The sequence below is a fragment of the Microvirga sp. M2 genome (assembly GCF_047497095.1).
GTDB lineage: Bacteria > Pseudomonadota > Alphaproteobacteria > Rhizobiales > Beijerinckiaceae > Microvirga.
In genome coordinates, this window is the sequence record NZ_CP134064.1 from 659,038 (window position 1) to 679,708 (window position 20,671).

17 protein-coding genes and 1 pseudogene are annotated in these 20,671 nt (G+C 63.3%); 4 read left to right on the forward strand and 14 right to left on the reverse strand.

The window, feature by feature from the left end; genetic code table 11:
* Positions 1–37 precede the first annotated feature (37 nt).
* The 3 genes and pseudogenes from RE429_RS22680 to RE429_RS22690 form a co-directional block, all read right to left on the reverse strand.
* Positions 38–1,747, reverse strand: a pseudogene (locus RE429_RS22680) (acetyl-CoA carboxylase biotin carboxylase subunit); the annotation flags it as partial.
* Positions 1,748–1,830: 83 nt separating this feature from the next.
* The gene (locus RE429_RS22685) at positions 1,831–2,025 is read right to left on the reverse strand and encodes a hypothetical protein (protein WP_414475599.1); all 195 of its coding nucleotides are present in this window, start codon (positions 2,023–2,025) and stop codon (positions 1,831–1,833) included.
* 11 nt (positions 2,026–2,036) lie between these two features.
* The gene (locus RE429_RS22690; RefSeq protein ID WP_414475600.1) at positions 2,037–3,569 is read right to left on the reverse strand and encodes an acyl-CoA carboxylase subunit beta; all 1,533 of its coding nucleotides are present in this window, start codon (positions 3,567–3,569) and stop codon (positions 2,037–2,039) included.
* A 135-nt stretch (positions 3,570–3,704) separates the two neighbouring features.
* Here RE429_RS22690 and RE429_RS22695 point away from each other — a divergent pair, with 135 nt between their 5' ends.
* Positions 3,705–5,138, forward strand: coding sequence for a helix-turn-helix domain-containing protein (locus RE429_RS22695; protein ID WP_414475601.1), 1,434 nt, complete (start codon positions 3,705–3,707; stop codon positions 5,136–5,138).
* Between the two features lie 256 nt (positions 5,139–5,394).
* Here RE429_RS22695 and RE429_RS22700 read toward each other — a convergent pair whose 3' ends face one another.
* The 4 genes from RE429_RS22700 to RE429_RS22715 all read right to left on the reverse strand — a co-directional run bounded on the left by RE429_RS22700 (position 5,395) and on the right by RE429_RS22715 (position 8,713).
* A complete protein-coding gene (locus tag RE429_RS22700) occupies positions 5,395–6,438 on the reverse strand; it encodes a phosphotransferase family protein (protein ID WP_414475603.1) in 1,044 nt (347 codons plus the stop codon).
* Between the two features lie 139 nt (positions 6,439–6,577).
* On the reverse strand, positions 6,578–7,807 hold the full coding sequence (locus tag RE429_RS22705; protein WP_414475605.1) for an acyl-CoA dehydrogenase family protein: 1,230 nt from the start codon (positions 7,805–7,807) through the stop codon (positions 6,578–6,580).
* 8 nt (positions 7,808–7,815) lie between these two features.
* Positions 7,816–8,580 carry an SDR family NAD(P)-dependent oxidoreductase gene (locus tag RE429_RS22710; protein ID WP_414475606.1) on the reverse strand — a complete coding sequence of 255 codons (765 nt, stop codon included), beginning with the start codon at positions 8,578–8,580 and terminating at the stop codon, positions 7,816–7,818.
* Positions 8,570–8,713, reverse strand: a complete 144-nt coding sequence (locus RE429_RS22715; protein WP_414475607.1) for a hypothetical protein — start codon at positions 8,711–8,713, stop codon at positions 8,570–8,572. Before RE429_RS22715 ends, RE429_RS22710 begins: the two co-directional genes overlap by 11 nt.
* A gap of 31 nt (positions 8,714–8,744) precedes the next feature.
* Between RE429_RS22715 and RE429_RS22720 the strand changes: the two genes are divergently transcribed.
* Both RE429_RS22720 and RE429_RS22725 read left to right on the forward strand, forming a co-directional pair.
* Complete coding sequence (locus RE429_RS22720; protein ID WP_414475608.1) at positions 8,745–9,560, forward strand: TetR/AcrR family transcriptional regulator; 816 nt, start codon at positions 8,745–8,747, stop codon at positions 9,558–9,560.
* A 217-nt stretch (positions 9,561–9,777) separates the two neighbouring features.
* A complete protein-coding gene (locus RE429_RS22725; RefSeq protein ID WP_414475609.1) occupies positions 9,778–10,248 on the forward strand; it encodes a MaoC family dehydratase in 471 nt (156 codons plus the stop codon).
* Between the two features lie 229 nt (positions 10,249–10,477).
* Here the strand turns inward: RE429_RS22725 and RE429_RS22730 are convergent, their stop codons facing one another.
* From RE429_RS22730 to RE429_RS22760, 7 genes are all read right to left on the reverse strand, one after another.
* Positions 10,478–11,491 (reverse strand): SDR family NAD(P)-dependent oxidoreductase, encoded by a 1,014-nt coding sequence (locus tag RE429_RS22730; RefSeq protein WP_414475610.1) that lies wholly within the window; start codon positions 11,489–11,491, stop codon positions 10,478–10,480.
* A gap of 278 nt (positions 11,492–11,769) precedes the next feature.
* Complete coding sequence (locus RE429_RS22735) at positions 11,770–12,711, reverse strand: NADP-dependent oxidoreductase (RefSeq protein WP_414475611.1); 942 nt, start codon at positions 12,709–12,711, stop codon at positions 11,770–11,772.
* A 40-nt stretch (positions 12,712–12,751) separates the two neighbouring features.
* Complete coding sequence (locus RE429_RS22740) at positions 12,752–13,576, reverse strand: BON domain-containing protein (protein ID WP_414475612.1); 825 nt, start codon at positions 13,574–13,576, stop codon at positions 12,752–12,754.
* Between the two features lie 271 nt (positions 13,577–13,847).
* Positions 13,848–14,495: a YoaK family protein gene (locus tag RE429_RS22745; protein ID WP_414475613.1), complete on the reverse strand. Its 648-nt coding sequence runs from the start codon at positions 14,493–14,495 to the stop codon at positions 13,848–13,850.
* 337 nt (positions 14,496–14,832) lie between these two features.
* Positions 14,833–15,369 carry a TetR/AcrR family transcriptional regulator gene (locus tag RE429_RS22750; RefSeq protein ID WP_414475614.1) on the reverse strand — a complete coding sequence of 179 codons (537 nt, stop codon included), beginning with the start codon at positions 15,367–15,369 and terminating at the stop codon, positions 14,833–14,835.
* A 73-nt stretch (positions 15,370–15,442) separates the two neighbouring features.
* The gene (locus tag RE429_RS22755; RefSeq protein WP_414475615.1) at positions 15,443–18,589 is read right to left on the reverse strand and encodes an efflux RND transporter permease subunit; all 3,147 of its coding nucleotides are present in this window, start codon (positions 18,587–18,589) and stop codon (positions 15,443–15,445) included.
* Entirely contained in the window at positions 18,586–19,740 is a 1,155-nt protein-coding gene (locus RE429_RS22760) for an efflux RND transporter periplasmic adaptor subunit (protein WP_414475616.1), read from the reverse strand. The genes RE429_RS22755 and RE429_RS22760 overlap by 4 nt, the downstream gene beginning before the upstream one ends.
* Positions 19,741–19,981: 241 nt before the next feature.
* Between RE429_RS22760 and RE429_RS22765 the strand changes: the two genes are divergently transcribed.
* Positions 19,982–20,620, forward strand: a complete 639-nt coding sequence (locus RE429_RS22765) for a TetR/AcrR family transcriptional regulator (protein ID WP_414475617.1) — start codon at positions 19,982–19,984, stop codon at positions 20,618–20,620.
* Positions 20,621–20,671: the final 51 nt, after the last annotated feature.

Below are 20,671 nucleotides of genomic sequence, written 5' to 3' on the forward strand. Positions count from 1 at the left end.
CCGCCTCGCGCCGGGTATAGACCCGCACCTCGGCGGCCGCGCCCGCATGCGCCAGCGCCACCCCGTTGAGGATCGGCCGCACCTGCACGGCGATCGCCTCACCGCCGACCGTGCCGGTCCAGACCGGTTCGCCCGGCGCCCAGGCCGACATCACCGGCCACGCCTCCCCGTCGAGCACCACCGCGATGCCGCCGTCGATGTCCTCGATCACCACGTCGTGGCGCACCGAGCCGAGCAGCACCACCCGCTCGCGCTCGAACCGGAGCGAGGCGGCCGGGCGCAGCTGGCCCGAGATCCGGCGCTTGCGCTCGTTCAGAAGATGATCGATCGCCGCCCCGACCGCGACCAGCCGGCGCGCCACCGCGCCCTCCGGCGCCGGCACCGCAAAGCCGTGCGGGAACTCCTCGGCGATGAACCCGGTCGAGAGCCGGCCCGCCTGCCAGCGCGGGTGCTGCATCAGCGTTGCCAGGAACGGGATGTTGTGGCGGATGCCGGCGATCGCGAAGGCATCGAGCGCGCTCGCCTGGGCCTGAATGGCCTCCTCGCGGGTCGGCGCATGGGTCACCAGCTTGGCGATCATCGGATCGTAATGGATCGAGATCTCGCCGCCCTCGAAGACGCCGGTGTCGGTGCGCACGCTGACCCCGGCCGCCGTGCCCTCCGGCGGCGGCCGGTAGGTCACCAGCCGCCCGGTCGAGGGCAGGAAGTTGCGCACCGGATCCTCGGCATAGATGCGGCTTTCCACCGCCCAGCCGGTGAGCCGCACGTCGGCCTGGCTCAGCCGCAGGGGCTCGCCGGCCGCGACCCGGATCATCTCCTCGACGAGGTCGATGCCGGTGATCATCTCGGTCACCGGATGCTCGACCTGCAGGCGGGTGTTCATCTCGAGGAAGTAGAACGACCTGTCCTGGCCGGCGACGAACTCGACGGTGCCGGCGGAGTCGTAGCCGACCGCCCGGGCGAGCGCCACCGCCTGCTCGCCCATGCGGCGGCGGGTGGCCGCGTCGAGCAGCGGCGAGGGCGCCTCCTCGATGACCTTCTGGTTGCGGCGCTGGATCGAGCATTCGCGCTCGCCGAGATAGATCACGTTACCGTGCTTGTCGCCGAGCACCTGGATCTCGATGTGGCGCGGATCGGTGATGAACTTCTCGATGAAGACGCGGTCGTCGCCGAAGGAACTCGCCGCCTCGGATGTGGCGCGCGCGAAGCCCTCGGCGACCTCGTCGGCGGCATGGGCGATGCGCATGCCCTTGCCGCCGCCGCCGGCCGAGGCCTTGATCATCACCGGATAGCCGATCGCGTCGGCGATGGTGACCGCCTGCTCGGGGCTCGCGATCACGCCGAGATAGCCCGGCACGGTCGAGACCCCGGCGGCGGCGGCGGCCTTCTTCGAGGCGATCTTGTCGCCCATGGCGGCGATCGCGCCGGGATGCGGCCCGATGAACACGATGCCGGCCGCGGCCAGCGCCTGCGGAAACGCCTCGCGCTCGGACAGGAAGCCGTAGCCGGGATGGACCGCCTGGGCGCCGGTGGCCCGGCAGGCCGCGACGATCTTGTCGATCGCGAGATAGGACCCTGCTGCCGCGGCCGGGCCGATCGGGACGGCCTCGTCGGCCATCTCGACATGGAGCGCGTCCCGGTCGGATTCGGAATAGACCGCCACCGTCTTGATGCCCATGCGCCGGGCGGTCTTGATCACCCGGCACGCGATCTCGCCGCGGTTCGCAATCAGGATCTTGTCGAACATGAATCAGATCTGTCCAAGGGAAGGGGGAACGATGAGGCGGACGGGGGGTTCAAGGGCCAGTCCGTGCGCCATACTTTGTGAGGTCAGCTCGAGAACGTTGAAGGGGCGGCCGTGTGCTCGTCCGCATTTCGTTCACTGATGGCCCAAAGGAGCCGGGACATCTCGTCGATACGGTTATGCGCATCATCTCTGCCGTTGCCGGGCTCACCAACATCCCACAGGAGTTTGGCGACCTCGTCGAGGGAGACGTCTGGAGCTTCATTTCTGCCGTCACTCATGCTCCCCTCCTCTACAACGGGATGTTGTCGTGCTTCTTCCAGGGCTGCTCGGTTTCCTTGTGGCGCAGCATGGCGAGCGCCCGGGCGATCCGCCGCCGGGTCGAATGCGGCATGATCACCTCGTCGATATAGCCGCGCTCGGCCGCCACGAACGGCGACATGAAGCGGTCCTCGTATTCCTGGGTCCGCGCCGCGATCTTCGCCGCATCGCCCAGATCCTGGCGGAAGATGATCTCGACCGCGCCCTTGGCCCCCATCACGGCGATCTGCGCGGAAGGCCAGGCATAGTTGATGTCGCCGCCGATATGTTTTGACGCCATCACGTCATAGGCCCCGCCGAAGGCCTTGCGGGTGATCACCGTCACCAGCGGCACCGTCGCCTGCGCATAGGCGAACAGCAGCTTCGCGCCGTGCTTGATCAGCCCGCCATATTCCTGCGCCGTGCCGGGCAGAAACCCCGGCACGTCCTCGAAGGTGACGATCGGGATGTTGAACGCGTCGCAAAAGCGCACGAACCGCGCCGCCTTGCGCGAGGCGTCCGCATCGAGCACGCCGGCCAGCACCATCGGCTGGTTGGCCACGAAGCCGACCGTGCGGCCCTCGAGGCGCCCGAAGCCGGTGATGATGTTCTTGGCATAGGCCTCCTGGAGCTCGAAGAAGTCGCCCTCGTCGACGACCTTCAGGATCAGCTCCTTCATGTCGTAGGGCTTGTTCGGATGGTCCGGGATCAGGGTGTCGAGGCTGGCGTCGGTGCGGCTCGGATCGTCGAAGCTCGGGAATTCCGGCACGCCGTCGAGGTTGTTGGCCGGCAGGAAGTCGATCAGGCGGCGCACCTGCAGCAGCGCCTCGACGTCGTTGTCGAAGGCGCCGTCGGCCACCGAGGAGCGGGTGGTGTGGACCTTGGCGCCGCCGAGCTCCTCGGCCGTGACGGTCTCGTTGGTGACGGTCTTGACCACGTCGGGGCCGGTCACGAACATGTACGAGCGGTCGCGCACCATGAAGATGAAGTCGGTCATGGCCGGCGAATAGACGTCGCCGCCCGCGCACGGGCCCATGATGACCGAGATCTGCGGGATCACCCCGGAGGCGATCACGTTGCGCTTGAACACCTCGCCGTAGCCGCCGAGCGCCGCCACGCCCTCCTGGATGCGGGCGCCGCCGGCATCGAACAGGCCGACGATCGGGGCGCGCATCTTCAGGGCCATGTCCTGGATCTTGGTGATCTTCTGGGCATGCGCCTCGGACAGCGAGCCGCCGAACACGGTGAAATCCTTGGCGAACACGAACACCGTGCGGCCGTTGACCGTGCCCCAGCCGGTGACGACGCCGTCGCCCGGGATCTTGGCCTTGTCCATGCCGAAATCCGCCGAGCGGTGCTCGACGAACATGTCGAACTCCTCGAACGAGCCCGTGTCGAGCAACAGCTCGAGGCGCTCGCGCGCCGTGAGCTTGCCGCGCCCATGCTGCGCCTGAATGCGCCTCTCGCCCCCGCCAAGACGGGCCTGCGCCCGCCGCTCTTCAAGCCGTTCGAGAACACCTAGCATGATTGGACCTTTCCTCGGCGAGCCCGAGAAGCAGCGATGAAGTAAACGTGCGTTGTGATGTTCTCTCCTCAATACGGCTTGCGGAGACAACATTTTTCATGTGAATATGCAAAAGAGTAAAGTTTGCAGGTTTGCATGAAGCGAAAGATCTATGCTGGCGCGGCGATCCGTGATCTGCGGGAGGCGCGCGGGCTCACGCAGATCGACCTGGCCAAGCGGATCGGCGTCTCGTCCAGCTACATGAGCCAGATCGAGACGAACCAGCGAAGTCTCTCCGGGACAGTAATCGTCGAACTGGCGCGCGTCCTGCGGGTCGACGTCTCGGCCTTTTCCAGTGACGACAACATTCGATTGGCTGCGACGCTACGGGAAGTGCTCGGTGATCCGATCTTCAGCGGCCTCGATATTCCGCTGCAGGAACTCAGAAGCGCCGCGCTTCATGCGCCAAAGCTGGGACGGGCCCTGATCGACCTTCACAGGGTCTATCGAAAGGTCGAGGAAAAGTACCGTTCGCTGGATGACGCTCTACGGGCTACCGAAGGCAATTTCGGCAGCCGGCAATCCGCTTTCGAAGAGGTCAGGGATTTCTTCCACTTTATCGGCAATTACGTCGATTCCCTTGATCGAGCCGCCGAGACCCTCTCGTCCCGGATTGCTGAAGGCCCGGACAGCTTGCTGAATCGCCTCTCGTGCTATCTTGAGACGAACTACCACATATCGGTGTCATGCATTTCGCCGTCCGAGGGCACATCCTTCGTCAGCGACTTGGACCGCGCTCGCAGGGTGCTGCTTCTGAACGACACCCTGCCTCGAGCGACACTCGCTTTCGCCGTCGCGCGCCATCTGGCGATCCTTGCCTTCTCTGACGCCATCGACGCGGTTGTGGCCGACGCCTCATTTCAGGGGACGGATGCCGGTGCCGTCTGCACCGCAGCCTTGGCGAACTATTTCGCCGGCGCCTTGCTGATGCCGTATGCCCGATTTGCCGAAGAGGCCCGCCGGACGAGGCATGACGTGGAGCGCCTCGCGGCCCGGTTCGGTGTCAGCATAGAGCAGGTTTGTCATCGGCTCTCGACTCTTCAGCGGCCCGGGAACGAAGGCGTTCCGATGTATTTCCTGCGGGTGGATCGCGCCGGAAACATTACGAAGCGCCATAGTGCAACGCGACTTCAGTTTGCGCGCTATGGCGGTGCCTGCCCGATCTGGAACATCCATGAGGCGTTCGAAACGCCGGATCGCTTCCTGGTCCAGATTGCCGAGATGCCGGACGGCGATCAGTATCTGTCGGTTGCTCATGCGATTACGAAGGGAGGAGGGCGTTTCGACGCAGTTCGCCTTCGCTACGCGGTCGGATTTGGATGCGAACTGGCACACGCGAACGAGTTCGTCTATTCGGACGTTATCGACGCGCGCAACCCTGCGGCAGTCGTCAAAATCGGTATCAGCTGCAGGCTTTGCGACAGGGCAGATTGCCCTCAGCGTGCGATACCGCCCTTCGACAAGGGCATCGATGTCAATCCTGACAGCCGAAACATCGTGCCATACCAACTCAAGGACATTCGATCGTAGCTTTTGACCGCAAGCGATGTGCGAGGCGAGTCTGCTGGGCCACGACTAGAGCCTTTTCCATGAACTTCGGTTCATGGAAAAGGCTCCTGTTGTTTGAGAAAGACGCCTTTTCTTCGCAAAACCGGCATCCACTTTTGCGGAAAAGGCTCTAGCGCATCGTGCGGAAAAGTGGACCCGGCTTTTCGCTCCGAACGATGCGCCATTTAAGGAGTGGAGCATCGGACCCAAAAGTGGACCCACTTTTGGGTCCGATGCTCTAGGGGTCGCGACTCAGAGCATCAACGGCATGCTGCGCGAAGCTGGCCGCGAGAGGGCCGACGGCTGCGGCACTCGCATCGGCGGCATTGCCGGCCTTCGCGCGCGCCGCAATTCCCTCGAAGATGACGGCAAAGCGGAAAAGCGCGAAGGCCATGTGAAAGCGGGTCATCCTGAGCCCGTGACGGGCCGCCTCATAGTAGGCTTCGGTGAACTCGGTCTCACGCGGAATGCCAAGAGCAGCCAGGTCCAGGCCGATCAACCCGCCATACTCGTGCGGTGCGGAATGCCACCCCATGCAGGCATGAGCCAGATCCGCCAGAGGGTGCCCCAGTGTGGACAATTCCCAGTCGAGGATTGCGATCACCCGGGGCTCCCGAGGATGGAACATGACGTTTCCGATCCGGAAATCGCCATGCGTCACGACGGTCGCATCGTCCTCGGGAATGTTCTTCGGCAGCCAATCGATCAGCCGATCGATATTGGCATCCGTGCGGGTGCGGGAAAGTTCCCACTGTCTCGTCCAGCGCCCTATCTGACGGGCGAAATAGTTGCCGCTCTTTCCGTAATCCGAGAGGCCGACGCTTGCCGGATCGACATTATGAAGAGCCGCCAGAGCCTGGGCATGAGAACGATACATGAGGCGACGCTCGTCGCTCGACACGCCGGGAAGAGCGCCGTCGTGAAAGACGCGCCCATCGAGACGATCCATGATGTAGAAGGGTGTTCCGAGGATCTCTCTGTCGTCGCAATAGAGAACGACGTCGGGAACGGGAACGCCGGCCTTCCTCAAAGCGCCCATGACCCGGTACTCACGATCAATCGCGTGCGCCGAAGGGAGCAGTTCGCCAGGGGGCTGCTTGCGGAGAACGAGCCGCCTCGTCTCGTAGTTGACGAAGAAGGTCGGGTTGGATTGTCCGCCCGCGATCCGCTCCAAGGTCATGGGACCGCCAAGATCCCGGATAGCGGCGCGCAGGAAGCGATCGAGCCCGTTGACGTCGAACTCCGGCGGATGGGCGTGGGTGGTCAAAGGATCGTCGGCCATCGGCAATCTCCTGATCTGCAAGAGAAAGAATTGTCATGACTTCCGCACGGCTCGCAGCACCGCCCGGAAGTCGAATCGGAGAGCCGTCGGCGGTCAAGATCCGTGCGGCTTCTATCGTGGTCCGATGAGTCTTTCGACCTCACGCCGGATTCGTGAACGGGCTGCCGTCGGCAACCGGCCAGCTCCAGAAGGCCGAGCCCTCGGAGATAAGGAAGCGGTTGAGCACCATGCGATGAACCTCATCGGCTCCATCCACCAGCCTGGCTTGACGGGCGTAGCGGTATATCCACTCCAGTACGGTATCCTTCGAATAGCCGCGCGCTCCATTGATCTGGATACCGGTGTCGGCGGCCTGATGCAGCAGGTTGGCGACGTGGATCTTCGCCATGGATATCTCCTTGCGCGCGAAGCTGCCCTGGTCGAGAGCCCATGCGGCCTTCATGACAAGCAGCCGCCCGATCTCGATCTTGAGGGTGAGATCGCCCAGCATCAGCTGGATGCTCTCCCGGTCGGCAAGGCGCTGGCCGAATCCGGTTCGCTCCGCCGCATAGGCCTGTGCGATCTCGACGCAGCGCTTGGAGAGGCCGAGCCAGCGCATGCAATGCGTCAGCCGCGCCGGCCCCAGACGAATCTGCGTGACCTTCAGCCCCTGTCCTTCCCCCAGAAGGACGTTCTCCTTCGGGATTTCCAGGCCATCGAACTCGATCTCGCAATGACCGCCGTGTTCCTCCGGGCCCATGATCGGGATGCGGCGCAGAATGCGCCAGCCGGGCTGGTCCTTGTGAAACAGGAACGCCGTGAGACCATGGCGAGGATCGTCGGACGTGCGGGCAATCAGGATGAAGTGACTGGCCTCGCCGGCGCCGGTGATGAACCACTTGCGGCCGTGCACGACATACGTGTCCCCACGCTTCTCCGCACGGGTCTGAATCATACTGGGATCGGAGCCCCCACCGGGATGCGGTTCGGTCATCGCGAAGGCGGAGCGTACATCGCCACGGACGATCGGGTCGAGCCAGCGCTCTTTCTGCTCAGGCGTACCCGTGGCCTCGAGGACCATCATGTTGCCGTCATCCGGCGCTGCTGAATTGAATACCACAGGCCCGAAGATCGAGCGGTTCATGGCCTCGTAGCACGCAGCCATTCCGACCTTGCCAAGACCGGCGCCACCCGTCTCCGGCTTCAGCTGGAGACACCAGAGACCCTCGGCCTTCGCTTTTGCGCGCACCGCCTCAAGCGCAGCGTGAGCGATGTTCTCGTGCTCGTCATAGGAGGAAGGGTCAACCTCAAGGGGGAGGATCTCGCGCTCAACGAAAGTGGCAATGCGCGAGCGGTAGTCTTCGATCTGCGGCGAGATACGAAAGTCCATGGGATATCCTAGAGGCTGGAGACGAGGTGACCGCCATCGACGGCGAGGGCGGAGCCCGTGATGTACGAGCCTGCGTCCGAGCAGAGGAGCAGGAGAGCCCCGTCGAGATCAGAAGGGCTGCCGAGGCGGCGCTGCGGAATGCGTCGGATGAGCGCCTGGCCGGCTTCGCTCGCGAAGAAGTCCTGGTTCAGCTCCGTTTCGATATAGCCGGGACAGAGCGCATTGACCCGAATGTTATATCGCGCAAGTTCAAGTGCCATGGCTTTGGTCAGATGAACGACGCCCGCTTTCGACGCCATGTAAGGAGAAACGTGGCCTGCGGCCCGCAATCCGAGAATCGACGCGATATTGATAATCGCGCCCCCGCTCCCCTGGGACTTCATTATGCGGGCAGCGGCCTGTGCGACGAGGAAGTTTCCTTTGAGGTTCGTGTCGACGACACGGTCCCACTCCTCTTCGGAGACGTCGAGGACCGATTTTGTCACGGTCACGCCGGCGTTGTTGACCAGAATGTCGAGCCTGCTGGAAGAAGCCGCGGCCTCGATCGCCTTCTCGACCGAGGCCTGGTCGTTCACGTCGAGCGGCACGGCGCGGGCAGCCCCGCCCAGTTCGGAGATTTCATTGCAGACATCCTCCAGCGCGCCGACCCGGCGCGCGGCGACGATGACCTTTGCACCCGCCCGAGCGAGAACCTTGGCAAAATGCCGCCCAAGCCCGCTGGATGCCCCCGTAACAAGTGCGGAGCGTCCGCTCAGATCAATGTCAAAGCCCATCGAGCCCCCCTTCTGCGGCGGTCATGCCCGCCATAAAAAGAGCGAGCGCTCGTTTTTTAAAACGAAATTTCCCGCCGCGCAACAACAAGCTGCGATTGATTTGGCGAACCACGTCGATTAATCCTTGAACCATGAAGCGGACCCAATCTCACAAGGCGGACGGGTTGCCTGTTCGACCAGCGCCGGCCGGCGAGCTCGCCACTCCCGAGTGGAAGCCGCGGCAGCGCACGCTGAAATCCTTTCAGGCGGATTTTGACTTTTCCCTCAAGGCAATCTGCGCCCGCATGGTGGAACGGCACCGTGCCACGATCCGCACACAGAAACAGCATGTCGCGGTCGCGAAACTGATGCTGATCATTCAAACGACCTTGACGCTCGCGAACCGGAAGGGCTTCCACTCGATGAGCCTGCGTGATCTCGCGACCGAGTCGGGCCTGAGCATGGGGGCGCTCTATACCTACTTCGATACCAAGGATACGCTCCTGATGATGATCCTCGGCGAGGTCTCCTCCGCCGTGTCGGAGGCACTCGGATCTCCGCCCGAGAGCGTGTTAGGCAATCCGGCCGAACGTCTGCATTGGCTCCTGGAGACGCATGTCTACCTCACGGAGGTCATGCAGCCCTGGTTCGCCTTCGCCTACATGGAGGCGAAGGCTTTTCCCAGGGAAGGGCGCGAGAAAGCCACGAAGAGCGAGCTTTCGACAGAAAAGTTGATTGCTGACGCGCTGACCGACGGTGTCAAAAGCGGTGTCTTCCGCATTCGAGACGTCGAGATGACGGCCTCTCTGATCAAACCGCTCCTGCAGGATTGGTATGTCAAGCGCAGCAAGTACCGCCGCCGCGGCATCTCGCCGGAGCAGTACGTTCAGGTGATCGCCGAGTTCGTGGAGAATGCCATTCGGTGTTCATCCGAGCCGGTGACTGCGAAATCTCGCAGGTGCGATCACAGGAGCGGAGCTGCGCTGGCAGAACCCTCCTGACATTGTGAACGTCTTCCCAAACCGCGAAGAGGGTATGGGTCAGGTTCACGGGAACCGTCCAAGTGGCGGGCCTCCCGCCTGATATGAAGCCTTCTTCAACAAAGAATCCGGCTCCGATCATCCTGACCGATAGCTCTCCCACGGCATTCTCCCGTCCTGCTGCAATGAAGAGAGTGAAGAAGGCAGGCCGCATCGCAACTCTTGAAAGGACCATCGAATGAGCATCACCCAAGCGCACGAGCTCCATCCCGACAGCCTCCCGGCGCTGGTCGGCCAAGAGATCGGAGTCTCTCCCTGGCGCAGCATCAGCCAGGAACAGATCGACCGCTTCGCCAAGGCAACGGGTGATTATCAGTTCATTCATATCGATCCCGACAGAGCAAAGAGCACGATATTCGGCGGCACGATCGCGCACGGCTTCCTCACCCTTTCACTCCTGCCGTCCCTCGCAGACGAGGCTCTTCCCCATCTCAAAGGCAAGACGATCGGCGTCAACTACGGTCTCGACAAAGTTCGGTTCATCACACCGGTCCGCAGTGGCGCCCGCATCCGCGGCCGCTTCGTCCTCGACGAGTTCGTGCACCGTGCCGACAATGAAATTCGCCTGCGTCATACGGCGACGGTCGAAATCGCAGACAACGACAAACCTGCCTTGGTTGCCCAATGGGTTACACTGGCCGTTTTCTGACCCGGCACATCGGGCATGAGAGGCAGCTGTGCACGTTTGGGATTTCACCCTATGCTCCCTGCCAGGAAAGAGCGCATCGTCCCTGAAAGATAGATGCGACGCATAGAATGCAAAAGCGGGAACCGGTTTTGCGTGAATAGATGCCCGAGAACAGGGACTGACAGCATCGGATGCGGGTTCGATGTCACGTCCGATGCGGTAAGCGTCCGGATAATGGGCCTGTGCGCCCCTACATGTTATGCGCGCTGTCTCCGCCTGTGACCTCGTACCCGGCACCAGTGACCATCGCGGCGGCGTCGGAGGCCAGAAAGACAGCAGCCGGCGAGACATCCTCAGGGCGCAGCCAACCCACTTTCAGTGGTACCTGGACCTTTCTTGCGTCCCAGGCTTGCTCGGGAGTGGGATGCTCGGGCGGATTGGGCTGGGTTTCGGCAATCGCTTCCCGGTAGCGGGTTTCATAACGGGTCAGCGGCGTGTCGACGAGGCCCGGGATCAGCGCATTGACGGTGATGCCATGTGGGCCGAGTTCTATTGCGGCACTCTTCATGAGTCCGAGAATGCCCCATTTCGATGCCGAATAAGAGCTCGCATCCTTGGTCCCGTGCTTGCCCTGCATTGACGACAGCACGATGATCCGACCGGACTTCCGAGCCACCATCTTGGGCGCGAAGGCCCGGATGGTGTTGGCCGTGCCATTCAGATTGTTGTCGATCACGTCGCGCCAATCCGAGTCATCCATCTCGAGGAGCGGCTTCCAGCGCTGAATGGCCGCGTTGGCCACCACCACGTCGATCTTTCCAAGCTCAGCCTCAACGCGATCAGCCGCTGCCCGAAGCGCTTCGATATGGCGGATATCGGCCTGGATGGCGAGCGCGCGCCGGCCGGCTGCCTGGACCTGCCGTAGTGTCTCCGCAAGATCCTCCGGCGTGGCGGGAGCGGCATTGGATGCGGGCGAGACAAAGCCGCAGATGTCGATGGCTGCGACGTCAGCTCCATTGGCGGCGAACTCGATGGCAATGGCCCGTCCGATCCCGCGGGCTGCCCCGGTTACCACGGCGATCTTGCCCGTAAGCTGCGAGCCGCGCCCAGGCGTGACAGGACCTGCAGTGGGAGCGTTCTCCGGTGACTGCGCGGCAGCCGCGCCCGCGAAGGCCGCTGTCGCGATCCCACCGGCTAAGATTGCTCTGCGTGGGGGTAGAGAGGTGCCGCCCGTGTGATCAAGTACCCAGGAGTGATCGCTCATTCCACATTCCTTTTCTGCAGCGGTGAGGCGAGCTGCTCGGTCGAGAACTGCTCGCGCCTGGTAATGTTCACCTCTGCAAGCCCATTTGGGTCTCACGGAGACACCCGGGGCTAGCGCATCGTGCGAAAGTGCGGCCCCGGTTTTTCGCAGGAACGATGCGCTCTTTCCCAGAACGGAGCATCGGATCGCTTGGCCACTCGTGCGGAGTTGCTTGATCTCCATGAGCGGTGCCGTTCCTGGCTGACCGAACCATTCATCGGCATCTGCCGGGAGCCTCGTCAGGTCTTGTCGGCAACCTGCAGGACGACCTTTCCGCGCACATGTTCCTGTTCCAGATATTTCTGCGCTGCACCTGCATCCGCGAGCGCGAACGTCCGGGCGACGGCGACCCGCACCTGACCATTGTCGATCAGCTGTCCGATCTCGCTCAGCTGCGCCGGGTTAGGCCGTGCGCGATACCCTGCGGCACGAGCCTTGTGCCGGATTGCTGCCTCGGCTGGAGGCGCGCCCAATGTCGAGACCAGAATGCCGCCCTCCTTCAACACACTCCAGGAGCGTTCCTGGGTTCCGCCGCCAACCAGATCGAACACCACGTCGATGTCGCGGGCGCGATCTTCAAAACGGTCGGCTTTGTAATCGATGGCCTCGTCCGCACCGAGTTCGCGCACGAAATCGAGATCGGAGCCTGACGCGGTGGTCAGAACAGTCGCACCCTTCGCCTTGGCAAACTGGATGGCGAAATGACCGACGCCCCCTGCTCCACCATGAACGAGAACCCGTTGCCCCGCCCGCAACTGGCCATGATCGAACAGGCCCTGCCAAGCCGTCAGGCCGGCGAGAGGCACGGCGGCCGCCTGCACGTGGTCGATCGTCGCGGGTTTGGCGGCCATCTCCATGGCTTTGACCACGACGTACTCGGCATAGGTTCCTCGATCCACGCCGATGAACGCAAAGATCGGATCGCCGGCCTTGAGTGTGTGGGCGCGCGTTCCCAGGAGCTCGACCGTTCCCGAGAGATCACGCCCGAGAGTATACGGAAGCTGATCATCCGTGACGGTGTAGGAGCCGGCTCGGATTTTGTAGTCGACGGGATTCACACTGGCCGCATGGACTCGTACGAGAACCTCGTCATCCTTCGGCTGCGGCCAGGGTACATCATCGAGCATCAACACCTCGGGCCCACCGAAGCGATGAATGCGGACTGCCTTCATTGTGGTCATGGCGATCTCCAAAGAGGCTCATGGTGAGAGGGTGGCGCAGTCAAGCGGCGCCCTCAGCCGTGCCCTGCCCCATGCCCGACGGCTGAACCCGCAGGTTGTTCTGGACGTGCCGCACGCCCGATACACGCTCCGCACAGTCTTCAGCCCTGTGCTTGGCCTCCCGGCTGTCGACGGTACCGGACAGGGTCACTTCGCAGCTCGAAACGCCGACCTCGATCTCGGAGGCATCCACGAAAGGATCGTCCGTCAGACGGTCGCTGACGTCCTCACGGATACGCTCATCGGAACGGATATAGCCCTTGGGACCACGGCCACGGTGATGCTGGGCACCTTGATCGCCCTGGCGGGCATCCTGTTCACGGCGACGTGCCGCTTCATCGTCGCCGAACCAGGACGATACCTCATCGCTGAAGCGATCCCAGCCGCTTCGCTCGCCGCGATAGCCCCAGCTGTCCTGATGAGGTCCATGCACGCGGCCACTCCGCCCCTGGTCGGCACCGTAGAAACCGCGATTGTAGTCGTTGCCTCCAAAGTCACGGTTCGGCCTGCTGCGCGGATCGGCCCTATCGCGGCCGCGATAGACGCTGCCATAGGCACCGCGACCATACAGGTCGCTCATGCTTTCCGCGTCCTGGTCGCCGCGATAGCCGCCGCGAGCCTGATTCCGGTCATATCCGGCACTCCCGGCGTCTGAGCCCCGCTGGGCATTTGGGCCTGCATCCGATCCACGGCCGCGGCCATAGCCGCCACGGTAAGCACCCCCGCCGCCACCGCGACGGTAATCTTCATCACGCCAGCGCTCGCGATCATCGTCACGATAGCTGTGGTGCTCCTGCTCGTTCCTCCAACGGTCGTTATCGGCCATGGCGCGGCTCCTCGTCGATCGACACCAGTCGGCTGCCGTCCTGGACAGCCAACCGGGCAACGAGAGGCGCGTGGATGCGTTCCGGGAGCGAGAAGTCTCGCGTCCTTTTGGCCGGTTTCGCTCCCGCTGTCCTGCCGCGGTTGCCAGTCCGCGCCGTTGCCGCGCGTCTTGTCAGTCCCGCCTAAATCGGGCTTGCATTCTGTGGCGTCGGGCTTCAGCGCTGGCGTCGAAATTCCTTGCGTGGAAGTTCATGGACATCGGGTGGAACAATTCAATTCTCCGCTTTTGGATTCGCGCGCCACACCCAGATCGATGCCGTGCTCGTCAGCAAAGCCAATAGGATCGCCGGGAGGCCGAGGGACCATCGACCGGCGTGGCCGAACGTGGCGGCTCCGCCTGCCGCGCCAGCCATCAGGAAGAGCCAGACCGCGACGTGAAGAAGCCATCTCCAGCGGGGCCCCTTCCCCAGAACAGCCGCAGCGAGATCCCGCCCCGCGCTGAAGAGGGTGCCGGTCACGTAGGTTGTCCCTGCGTGAACGCCTTTCACCTGCCGCAAGGCTGCGTTTTGAGCTCCCATGGCTCCTGATAGAAGCAGAGACACGCCATGAACCGTTTCACCTGAGCCGAAGATCCAGAAAGCGAGGCCGAGGAGGCAGGAGACCATCCCGAGAACTGTCGGCAGGCACCAGCGGCCCGACAGCAAGGCCAACAGGTTGCCCGTAAAAGCTCCGGTGAAGAACGCAGCGACAAGGGCCAATGGCAGAATGCGGGCGAATCCGCCCGTCGTTCCGAGGCTGACACCGAGTTGCGTGGTGTTTCCGCTCATGAAGGACGTATAGAGCCCACTGAGTTGCAGAAATCCGATGGCATCCACCCAGCCTGCCACAGCCGTGAGGAGGAGTCCGATGAAGAGCCGCATGACACCTCATATCTGCACAAGCGCGCTCGATATTCGACTTGGCGCCAGTCGATCACCCTTGGGAACATCCGTTGCGGTCATGGTTCGCAGTCTGCAACCGGCCCAAGGGACCGCCAGGGCGGCCGGCCTCGCCGGTCATCGAACGATCGGATCCCCGCAGATCTGGCGCACAGCGCCTTTATCTAAAGCCCGATCCCTGCATCGCAAGGCGATGTTCGAGAGACCACCGCGGAAACGCCCGCCAGCCTTGCCTCCATCGGGCGCGTCACGGAACACCGCCTCTCCAGTTCGGATCACAAAATCGCTCTCGGCAGTGTTGCGGTCTAAACCGATTTCTCTATGGATGCTTGGCACGGGTTGCCAGCATCTCGTCAAAAAGCTCTGCGGCCTGCTGCGGATCGATGCAGGGCAGCCGGGCCAGACTGGTGAGCACCATCCCAAGGGATGCCAACAGGAGCAGGGTTGCTTCCTTGCCTCCCTGACCACTCCGCTGCACAAGACAGGTCATCAGGGCTTGCAGTTCATAGCACGGATTCTGTTGCTCACGCGCCAGCAGCAGCGGCGCAAAACGACGCCCACCCGTTTCATAATCCTGGCGCAGTTCGCGGATGAACGCCTCCAGGATCGGCTCCCGCTGGCGCTCCGCGTCCCGGAGCGTCTGCTCGAGCCGCAGGGCCATGCGGTGCTGCAGGCCCGAGATCAGACTGTCCTTGGAGCTGAAGTGGTACAGGAGACCGCCTTTGCTGAGCCCTGCCGCAAGAGCAACGGCATCGAGCGTGAATCCGGCGATCCCACCGGTGCAGATCAGATCCTCGGCTGCGTCCAGGATGCGATCACGGGCCGGGATGGACGAACGATCGGTTTGTACTGTCATGGTGCAAGGATGATGGATTCACTCGGTCTGGCCGCTCCGCTGACGGAAGAGCGACCAGACCATTCCTGTCAGGTTACGAGACCTCGGACGGCGTTGCGATCGGCAGAGCTTCCTCGTCGTCCCTGGGTTTCGGCTGTCGCCATGCGATCAGGCGGTAGAACATCGGGATCAGGAAGGTCGCGATGAAGGTCGCGGCCAGCATGCCGCCGATGACGCCCGTCCCGATGGAGTGGCGGCTCGCGGAGCCCGCGCCTGTCGAGACCGCGAGCGGAACGACGCCGAGAATGAAGGCGAGCGACGTCATCACGATGGGACGGAAGCGCAGACGCGCCGCGTCGATGGCCGCGTCGATCGCATTCGCGCCTTCCTGCCGTCGAAGGACGGCAAACTCCACGATCAGAATCGCGTTCTTGGCCGCGAGGCCAATGAGCGTGACCAGTCCGATCTGGAAGTACACGTCGTTGGTCAGCCCGCGGAGCCAGATGGCCAGGAGAGCGCCGAACAAGGCGAAGGGCACCGCCGTGATGACCGCCAGCGGCAGACTCCACCTCTCGTATTGCGCCGCCAGGATCAGGAACACCATGACGAGGCCGAAGATCATCGCCTGGGATCCGGTACCGCCCGTCTCCAGTTCCTGATAGGCGGAGCCGGTCCAGGCAATCTGAAAGCCCTCCGGCAGCGCCTCCCGGGCCACCTCCTGCATCGCCGCGATGGCTTGGCCCGAGGTGTAGCCAGGAGCAGGATTGCCCGTCACCTTGGCGGCATTGAAGGCGTTGAAGCGCTCCAGCTGATCGGGTCCGATGACCCGCTCGACCGTCACGAGTGTGCTGAGCGGGATCATGCTGCCCGAACCCGCCTTGACGAAGACGTGTCTGAGATCGTCCGGGGTCTGACGGAAATTCGATTCCGATTGCAGCATCACGCGGTAGTTGCGGCCGAACAGCGTGAAGTCGTTCACGTAAAGGTTGCCGAACGTGCTCTGCATGGCCTCGAAGACCGAGTTGATCGGCACATTCAGGGCCTTCGCCTTCTCCCGGTCGAGATCGATCCTGTATTGCGGGACGCTCGTATCGAAGGTCGTCCTTACGCCGGCGAGCTCCGGACGCTTGGACGCGGCTTCGACCAGTTTCGCGGTCGCCGCGTTGAGGCTCGCGACGCCACCACCCGTACGATCCTGCAGATAGAGCTCAAAGCCGCCCGTTGTGCTCAGACCCATGATGGGCGGAGGATTGAAGGCGAGCACCATGCCGTCCTTGATGCCGGCGTTCATGCCGATGAACGGTCCCGCCAGCTTGCGGGCATCGAGCTCCGGCGCCACCCGCTCGGCCCAATCCTTCAGCGACACGAAGGAGGTGCCTGCGCTGGTCTTCATGCTCCCGGAGAGCAGGTCGAAGCCCGATACCGCGAAGACGTTCTCCACGGCCGGATGGTTCCGGAAGTTCTGGCTGGCCGTGTCCACGACCGCCTGGGTGCGGCTCAGCGAAGCCGCAGGCGGCAGAATGGCAATGCTGAACAGAACGCCCTGGTCCTCGTCCGGCACGAGCGAACCCGGGATGGTCATGAAGAGGTATCCGGTCGCGCCGACGACACCCGCCGAGATCAACAGGCCGACGACGACGCGGCGCACGAGGAAGCGCACCCCGGCCGTATAGCCGGCGGTGAGCCGGTCGAAGGCGCGGTTGAACAATCGGAACGGCAGAGCCGGCTCCCGGTGACCGGGCTTGAGGATCAGCGCACAGAGAGCGGGCGTCAGCGTGAGCGCGACAATGCCGGAGATCGTCACGGAGATCGCGATGGTGACGGCGAACTGCTTGTACATCTCGCCGGCCAGTCCACCCATGAACGTGACGGGCACGAACACGGCGCACAGCACCAGCACGATGGCGATGACCGGGCCGGTGACCTCGCCCATGGCCTTGATGGCGGCCTGACGCGGCGGCAAGTGCTCCGTCGTCATGATGCGCTCGACGTTCTCCAGGACCACGATGGCGTCGTCCACCACGATGCCGATGGCCAGCACCAGACCGAACAGGGTCAGCAGGTTGATGGAGAAGCCGAACAGATACATGCCCGCGAAGGTCCCGATGATCGAGATCGGCACCGCAATGACCGGGATCAGGGTCGCGCGCCAGTTCTGCAGGAACAGGAACACGACGGCGACGACCAGCACGATGGCCTCGATGAAGGTATGGATGACCTCCTCGACCGAAACCTTGATGAACTTGGTCGTGTCGAACGGAATTTGGTAATCGATCCCCTCCGGGAAGGCCTGCTTCAGCTCCTCCATGCGGGCGGTGAGCGCCTCCATGGTGGCGAGCGCGTTGGCTCCGGGCTGGAGATACACGGCAATGGGGACGGCGGGTGTCCCGTTGAGCTCGGCCGTGACCGTGTAGCTCTGTGCGCCGAGCTCCACACGGGCCACGTCCTTGAGGCGCAGCGCCGCGGCGTTTGCGTCCGAGCGCAGGATGATGTTCTCGAACGCCTCCCTGTCGGGCAGGCGGCCCATGGTCGTAGCCGAATACGTGAAGGCGACCGACTTGTCGGTCGGCTCGTCGCCGAAGCGGCCGGCGGCGAACTGGGCATTCTGTTCACGGATTGCGGCAGCGACGTCGGTCGGCGTCAGCTTGTATTGGGCGAGCTTGTCCGGGCGCAGCCAGATGCGCATCGAGTAATCGAGCGAACCGAGGGCCGAAGCGTCACCGACGCCCGGGATGCGCTTGAGCTCGTCGATGACGTTCAGGAGCGCATAGTTGCCGACATAAGTCCGGTCGTAGCGCGGATCCTTCGAGAACATCGCGACCATGCCGAGGATCGAGGTCGAGCGCTTGGCCACGGTGACGCCCTGGCGTGTCACCTCGGAGGGCAGAAGCGGGGTCGCGCGCTGCACGCGATTGTTGACGTCGATGGTGGCCTGATCCGGATCCGTGCCGAGAGCGAAGGTCACGGTCAGCTGCATCGTCCCGGCGCTCGAGTTCGAGGACTGCATGTAGAGCATGCCCTCCACGCCGTTGATCTGCTGCTCCAGGGGTGCGGCCACCGTCTGGGCGACCGTCTCGGCGCTCGCGCCGGGATAGGTGGCGCTGACGACCACCTGAGGTGGCGTCAGCTCGGGATATTGCGCGATCGGCAACACCCGGATGGCCAGGGCTCCGGCGAGAACGATGACGATGGAGATGACGGCGGCGAAGACCGGCCGGTCGATGAAGAAGCGCGGGTTCACTGCTTTACCACCACGTTGGTGTCGTTGGACGCGACCGAGGCCGTCACCGGCGCGCCGGGACGGACCTTGATGACGCCCTCGGTGACGACCTTGTCGCCCGATCTCAGGCCCGAGGCGACGATCCAGCCGCCCTCGACCTGCCGGCGGAGCTGAACCGGTCGCACCTCCGCATGACCGCTGTCGTTCACGGCATAGACGAACTGCCCCTGCGGACCCTGCATCACGGCCGCCTCGGGCACCACGATGGCATCGTTGAGGGTCAGACCGGTCACGGTCGCGCGCACGAACTGGCCGGGGACAAGACGGCGATCGGAGTTCCTGACGACGGCGCGGGCCTGCAGAGTTCCGGTTTCGGTGTCGATGCTGCTGGATGTGAAGTCGATGGTGCCGTCCTGATCGTAGGTCTGTCCGTCGCCGAAGGTGATTTTGACCTTGAGGATCTTGGCCGGAGATGCGTTCGAGGATTGGGTATCGAGGAGGCGCCGGATCTCGCTGCCTTCCCGATCGGCGAACGAGAAGTTCACGTAGACGGGGTCGAGCTCGGTGATCGAGGTCAGCAGGCTGCTGTCCCCGCTGGTGCCGATCAGGCTGCCTTCCGGTACCTGCTCCAGGCTCGTGATGCCGCTGATGGGCGCCCTGACCTTGGTGTAGTCGAGGTTGAGCTGGGCCGTACGCACCTGTGCGTCTGCAGCCGCGACGGCGGCGGCGCCAAGCTCCTTGGCGGAGATCGCGTCATCGCGGGCCTTCTCGCTGCCTGCGCCCTTTGCATAGAGCTGCAGGGCGCGTTCCGCATCCCGGACGGCCTGGTTGTATTGCGCCTGGGCTTGTTGAAGCTGTGCCTTGGCACGGGCAAGCTCCGCCTCGAAGGGAGCGGGATCGATCTCGAACAGGACTTGCCCGGCCTTGACGCTTGCGCCTTCGTTGAAGTTGCGCTTGAGCAGGATCCCGCCGACACGCGCCCTGACCTGGACTTCGCGATGGGCCGAGATCCGGGCCGCATACTCGTAGGTGACGGGGACTTCCTTCGCCTCGACCTTGGTCACGGTCACCTGCGGGGGCGGCATTTGTGCGCCTCCGGGCTGCTGCGCGCCGGCAGCCGAGAGGGCTGTGAGGAGCAGTGCTGCGGACAAAAGGAGACGGACTGCCGACATCAAGGGGCGGATCATCGGGAAACTCGGTTGATTGATTGTGCGCCGCATATATTCATTGACTTACGGGTTAGTCAACATTTATTGACCTGCGGGTCAGTCAGTTGTAGACCTTGGTGGGCCAGCAAGATGGCGGAAGCAGAAGGGTGCCTGTCGCGCGTTACCCCGCTGCCTCTCCCGAATGATCGTGCTGGGAAAACCCATGGGCGCCTGCGTTCGGCAAGGGGAGGTGGAGAGCTATCGTATGTCCGGAGGTGTCAGAGCCCGCCGCAAGGCAGAACGTCCCGGGGAGATCCTGGAGGCAGCCTTCGAGGAATTCGTCCAGAAGGGTTATGCCGCCACGCGTCTTGAGGATGTCGCGGCGCGTGCCGGCGTCACCAAAGGTACGATCTACTTCTATTTCGAGAGCAAGGAGCAGGTCTTCGTCGCGATGGTCCGGGAGTTCTCACGGCCACTCCATGTCCAGGCCGAAGAATTCGCTGCAAGCAGTTCGTCCACCGCACCGGAATTCCTGCGTGCCTACCTTTGCTATCTGTATCGGATCCTATCCACCGATCCACGGAGTCGGGAGATCTTCCGGCTCCTGATTGCCGAGGCAAGCCGGTTCCCGGAATTGATCGACGAGCACCATCAGAACTTCATGGGTCCGGTGGTCAAACGCCTGCGCCAAAGCCTCGAGGCTGGATCAAAAAAAGGCGAGATCCGCTCATCCGCCATTTTGGAGTTCCCCGAACTTCTGCTCGCGCCTGCTCTGTCCCTGAACATTTCGATGCTTCTGTTCTCGGATCGCCGTCCCATCGACATGGAACGGCATTTCGAGATCGCTGTGGATCTTCTTCTCAATGGCCTTCTCCCCCGGCCTGACGAGGCGTCCTTCCCGTAAGCGCATTCCCGCTTGGATCTGTTGCGATCCTGTGCCCCCTCGCAGCGACAG

Coding starts and splice junctions, on each gene's coding strand:
- RE429_RS22685 (WP_414475599.1), bottom strand. CDS start 2,025: ATGAGTGACGGCAGAAATGAAGCTCCAGACGTCTCCCTCGACGAGGTC.
- RE429_RS22690 (WP_414475600.1), bottom strand. CDS start 3,569: ATGCTAGGTGTTCTCGAACGGCTTGAAGAGCGGCGGGCGCAGGCCCGT.
- RE429_RS22695 (WP_414475601.1), top strand. CDS start 3,705: ATGAAGCGAAAGATCTATGCTGGCGCGGCGATCCGTGATCTGCGGGAG.
- RE429_RS22700 (WP_414475603.1), bottom strand. CDS start 6,438: ATGGCCGACGATCCTTTGACCACCCACGCCCATCCGCCGGAGTTCGAC.
- RE429_RS22705 (WP_414475605.1), bottom strand. CDS start 7,807: ATGGACTTTCGTATCTCGCCGCAGATCGAAGACTACCGCTCGCGCATT.
- RE429_RS22710 (WP_414475606.1), bottom strand. CDS start 8,580: ATGGGCTTTGACATTGATCTGAGCGGACGCTCCGCACTTGTTACGGGG.
- RE429_RS22715 (WP_414475607.1), bottom strand. CDS start 8,713: ATGGTTCAAGGATTAATCGACGTGGTTCGCCAAATCAATCGCAGCTTG.
- RE429_RS22725 (WP_414475609.1), top strand. CDS start 9,778: ATGAGCATCACCCAAGCGCACGAGCTCCATCCCGACAGCCTCCCGGCG.
- RE429_RS22730 (WP_414475610.1), bottom strand. CDS start 11,491: ATGAGCGATCACTCCTGGGTACTTGATCACACGGGCGGCACCTCTCTA.
- RE429_RS22735 (WP_414475611.1), bottom strand. CDS start 12,711: ATGACCACAATGAAGGCAGTCCGCATTCATCGCTTCGGTGGGCCCGAG.
- RE429_RS22740 (WP_414475612.1), bottom strand. CDS start 13,576: ATGGCCGATAACGACCGTTGGAGGAACGAGCAGGAGCACCACAGCTAT.
- RE429_RS22745 (WP_414475613.1), bottom strand. CDS start 14,495: ATGCGGCTCTTCATCGGACTCCTCCTCACGGCTGTGGCAGGCTGGGTG.
- RE429_RS22750 (WP_414475614.1), bottom strand. CDS start 15,369: ATGACAGTACAAACCGATCGTTCGTCCATCCCGGCCCGTGATCGCATC.
- RE429_RS22760 (WP_414475616.1), bottom strand. CDS start 19,740: ATGTCGGCAGTCCGTCTCCTTTTGTCCGCAGCACTGCTCCTCACAGCC.
- RE429_RS22765 (WP_414475617.1), top strand. CDS start 19,982: ATGTCCGGAGGTGTCAGAGCCCGCCGCAAGGCAGAACGTCCCGGGGAG.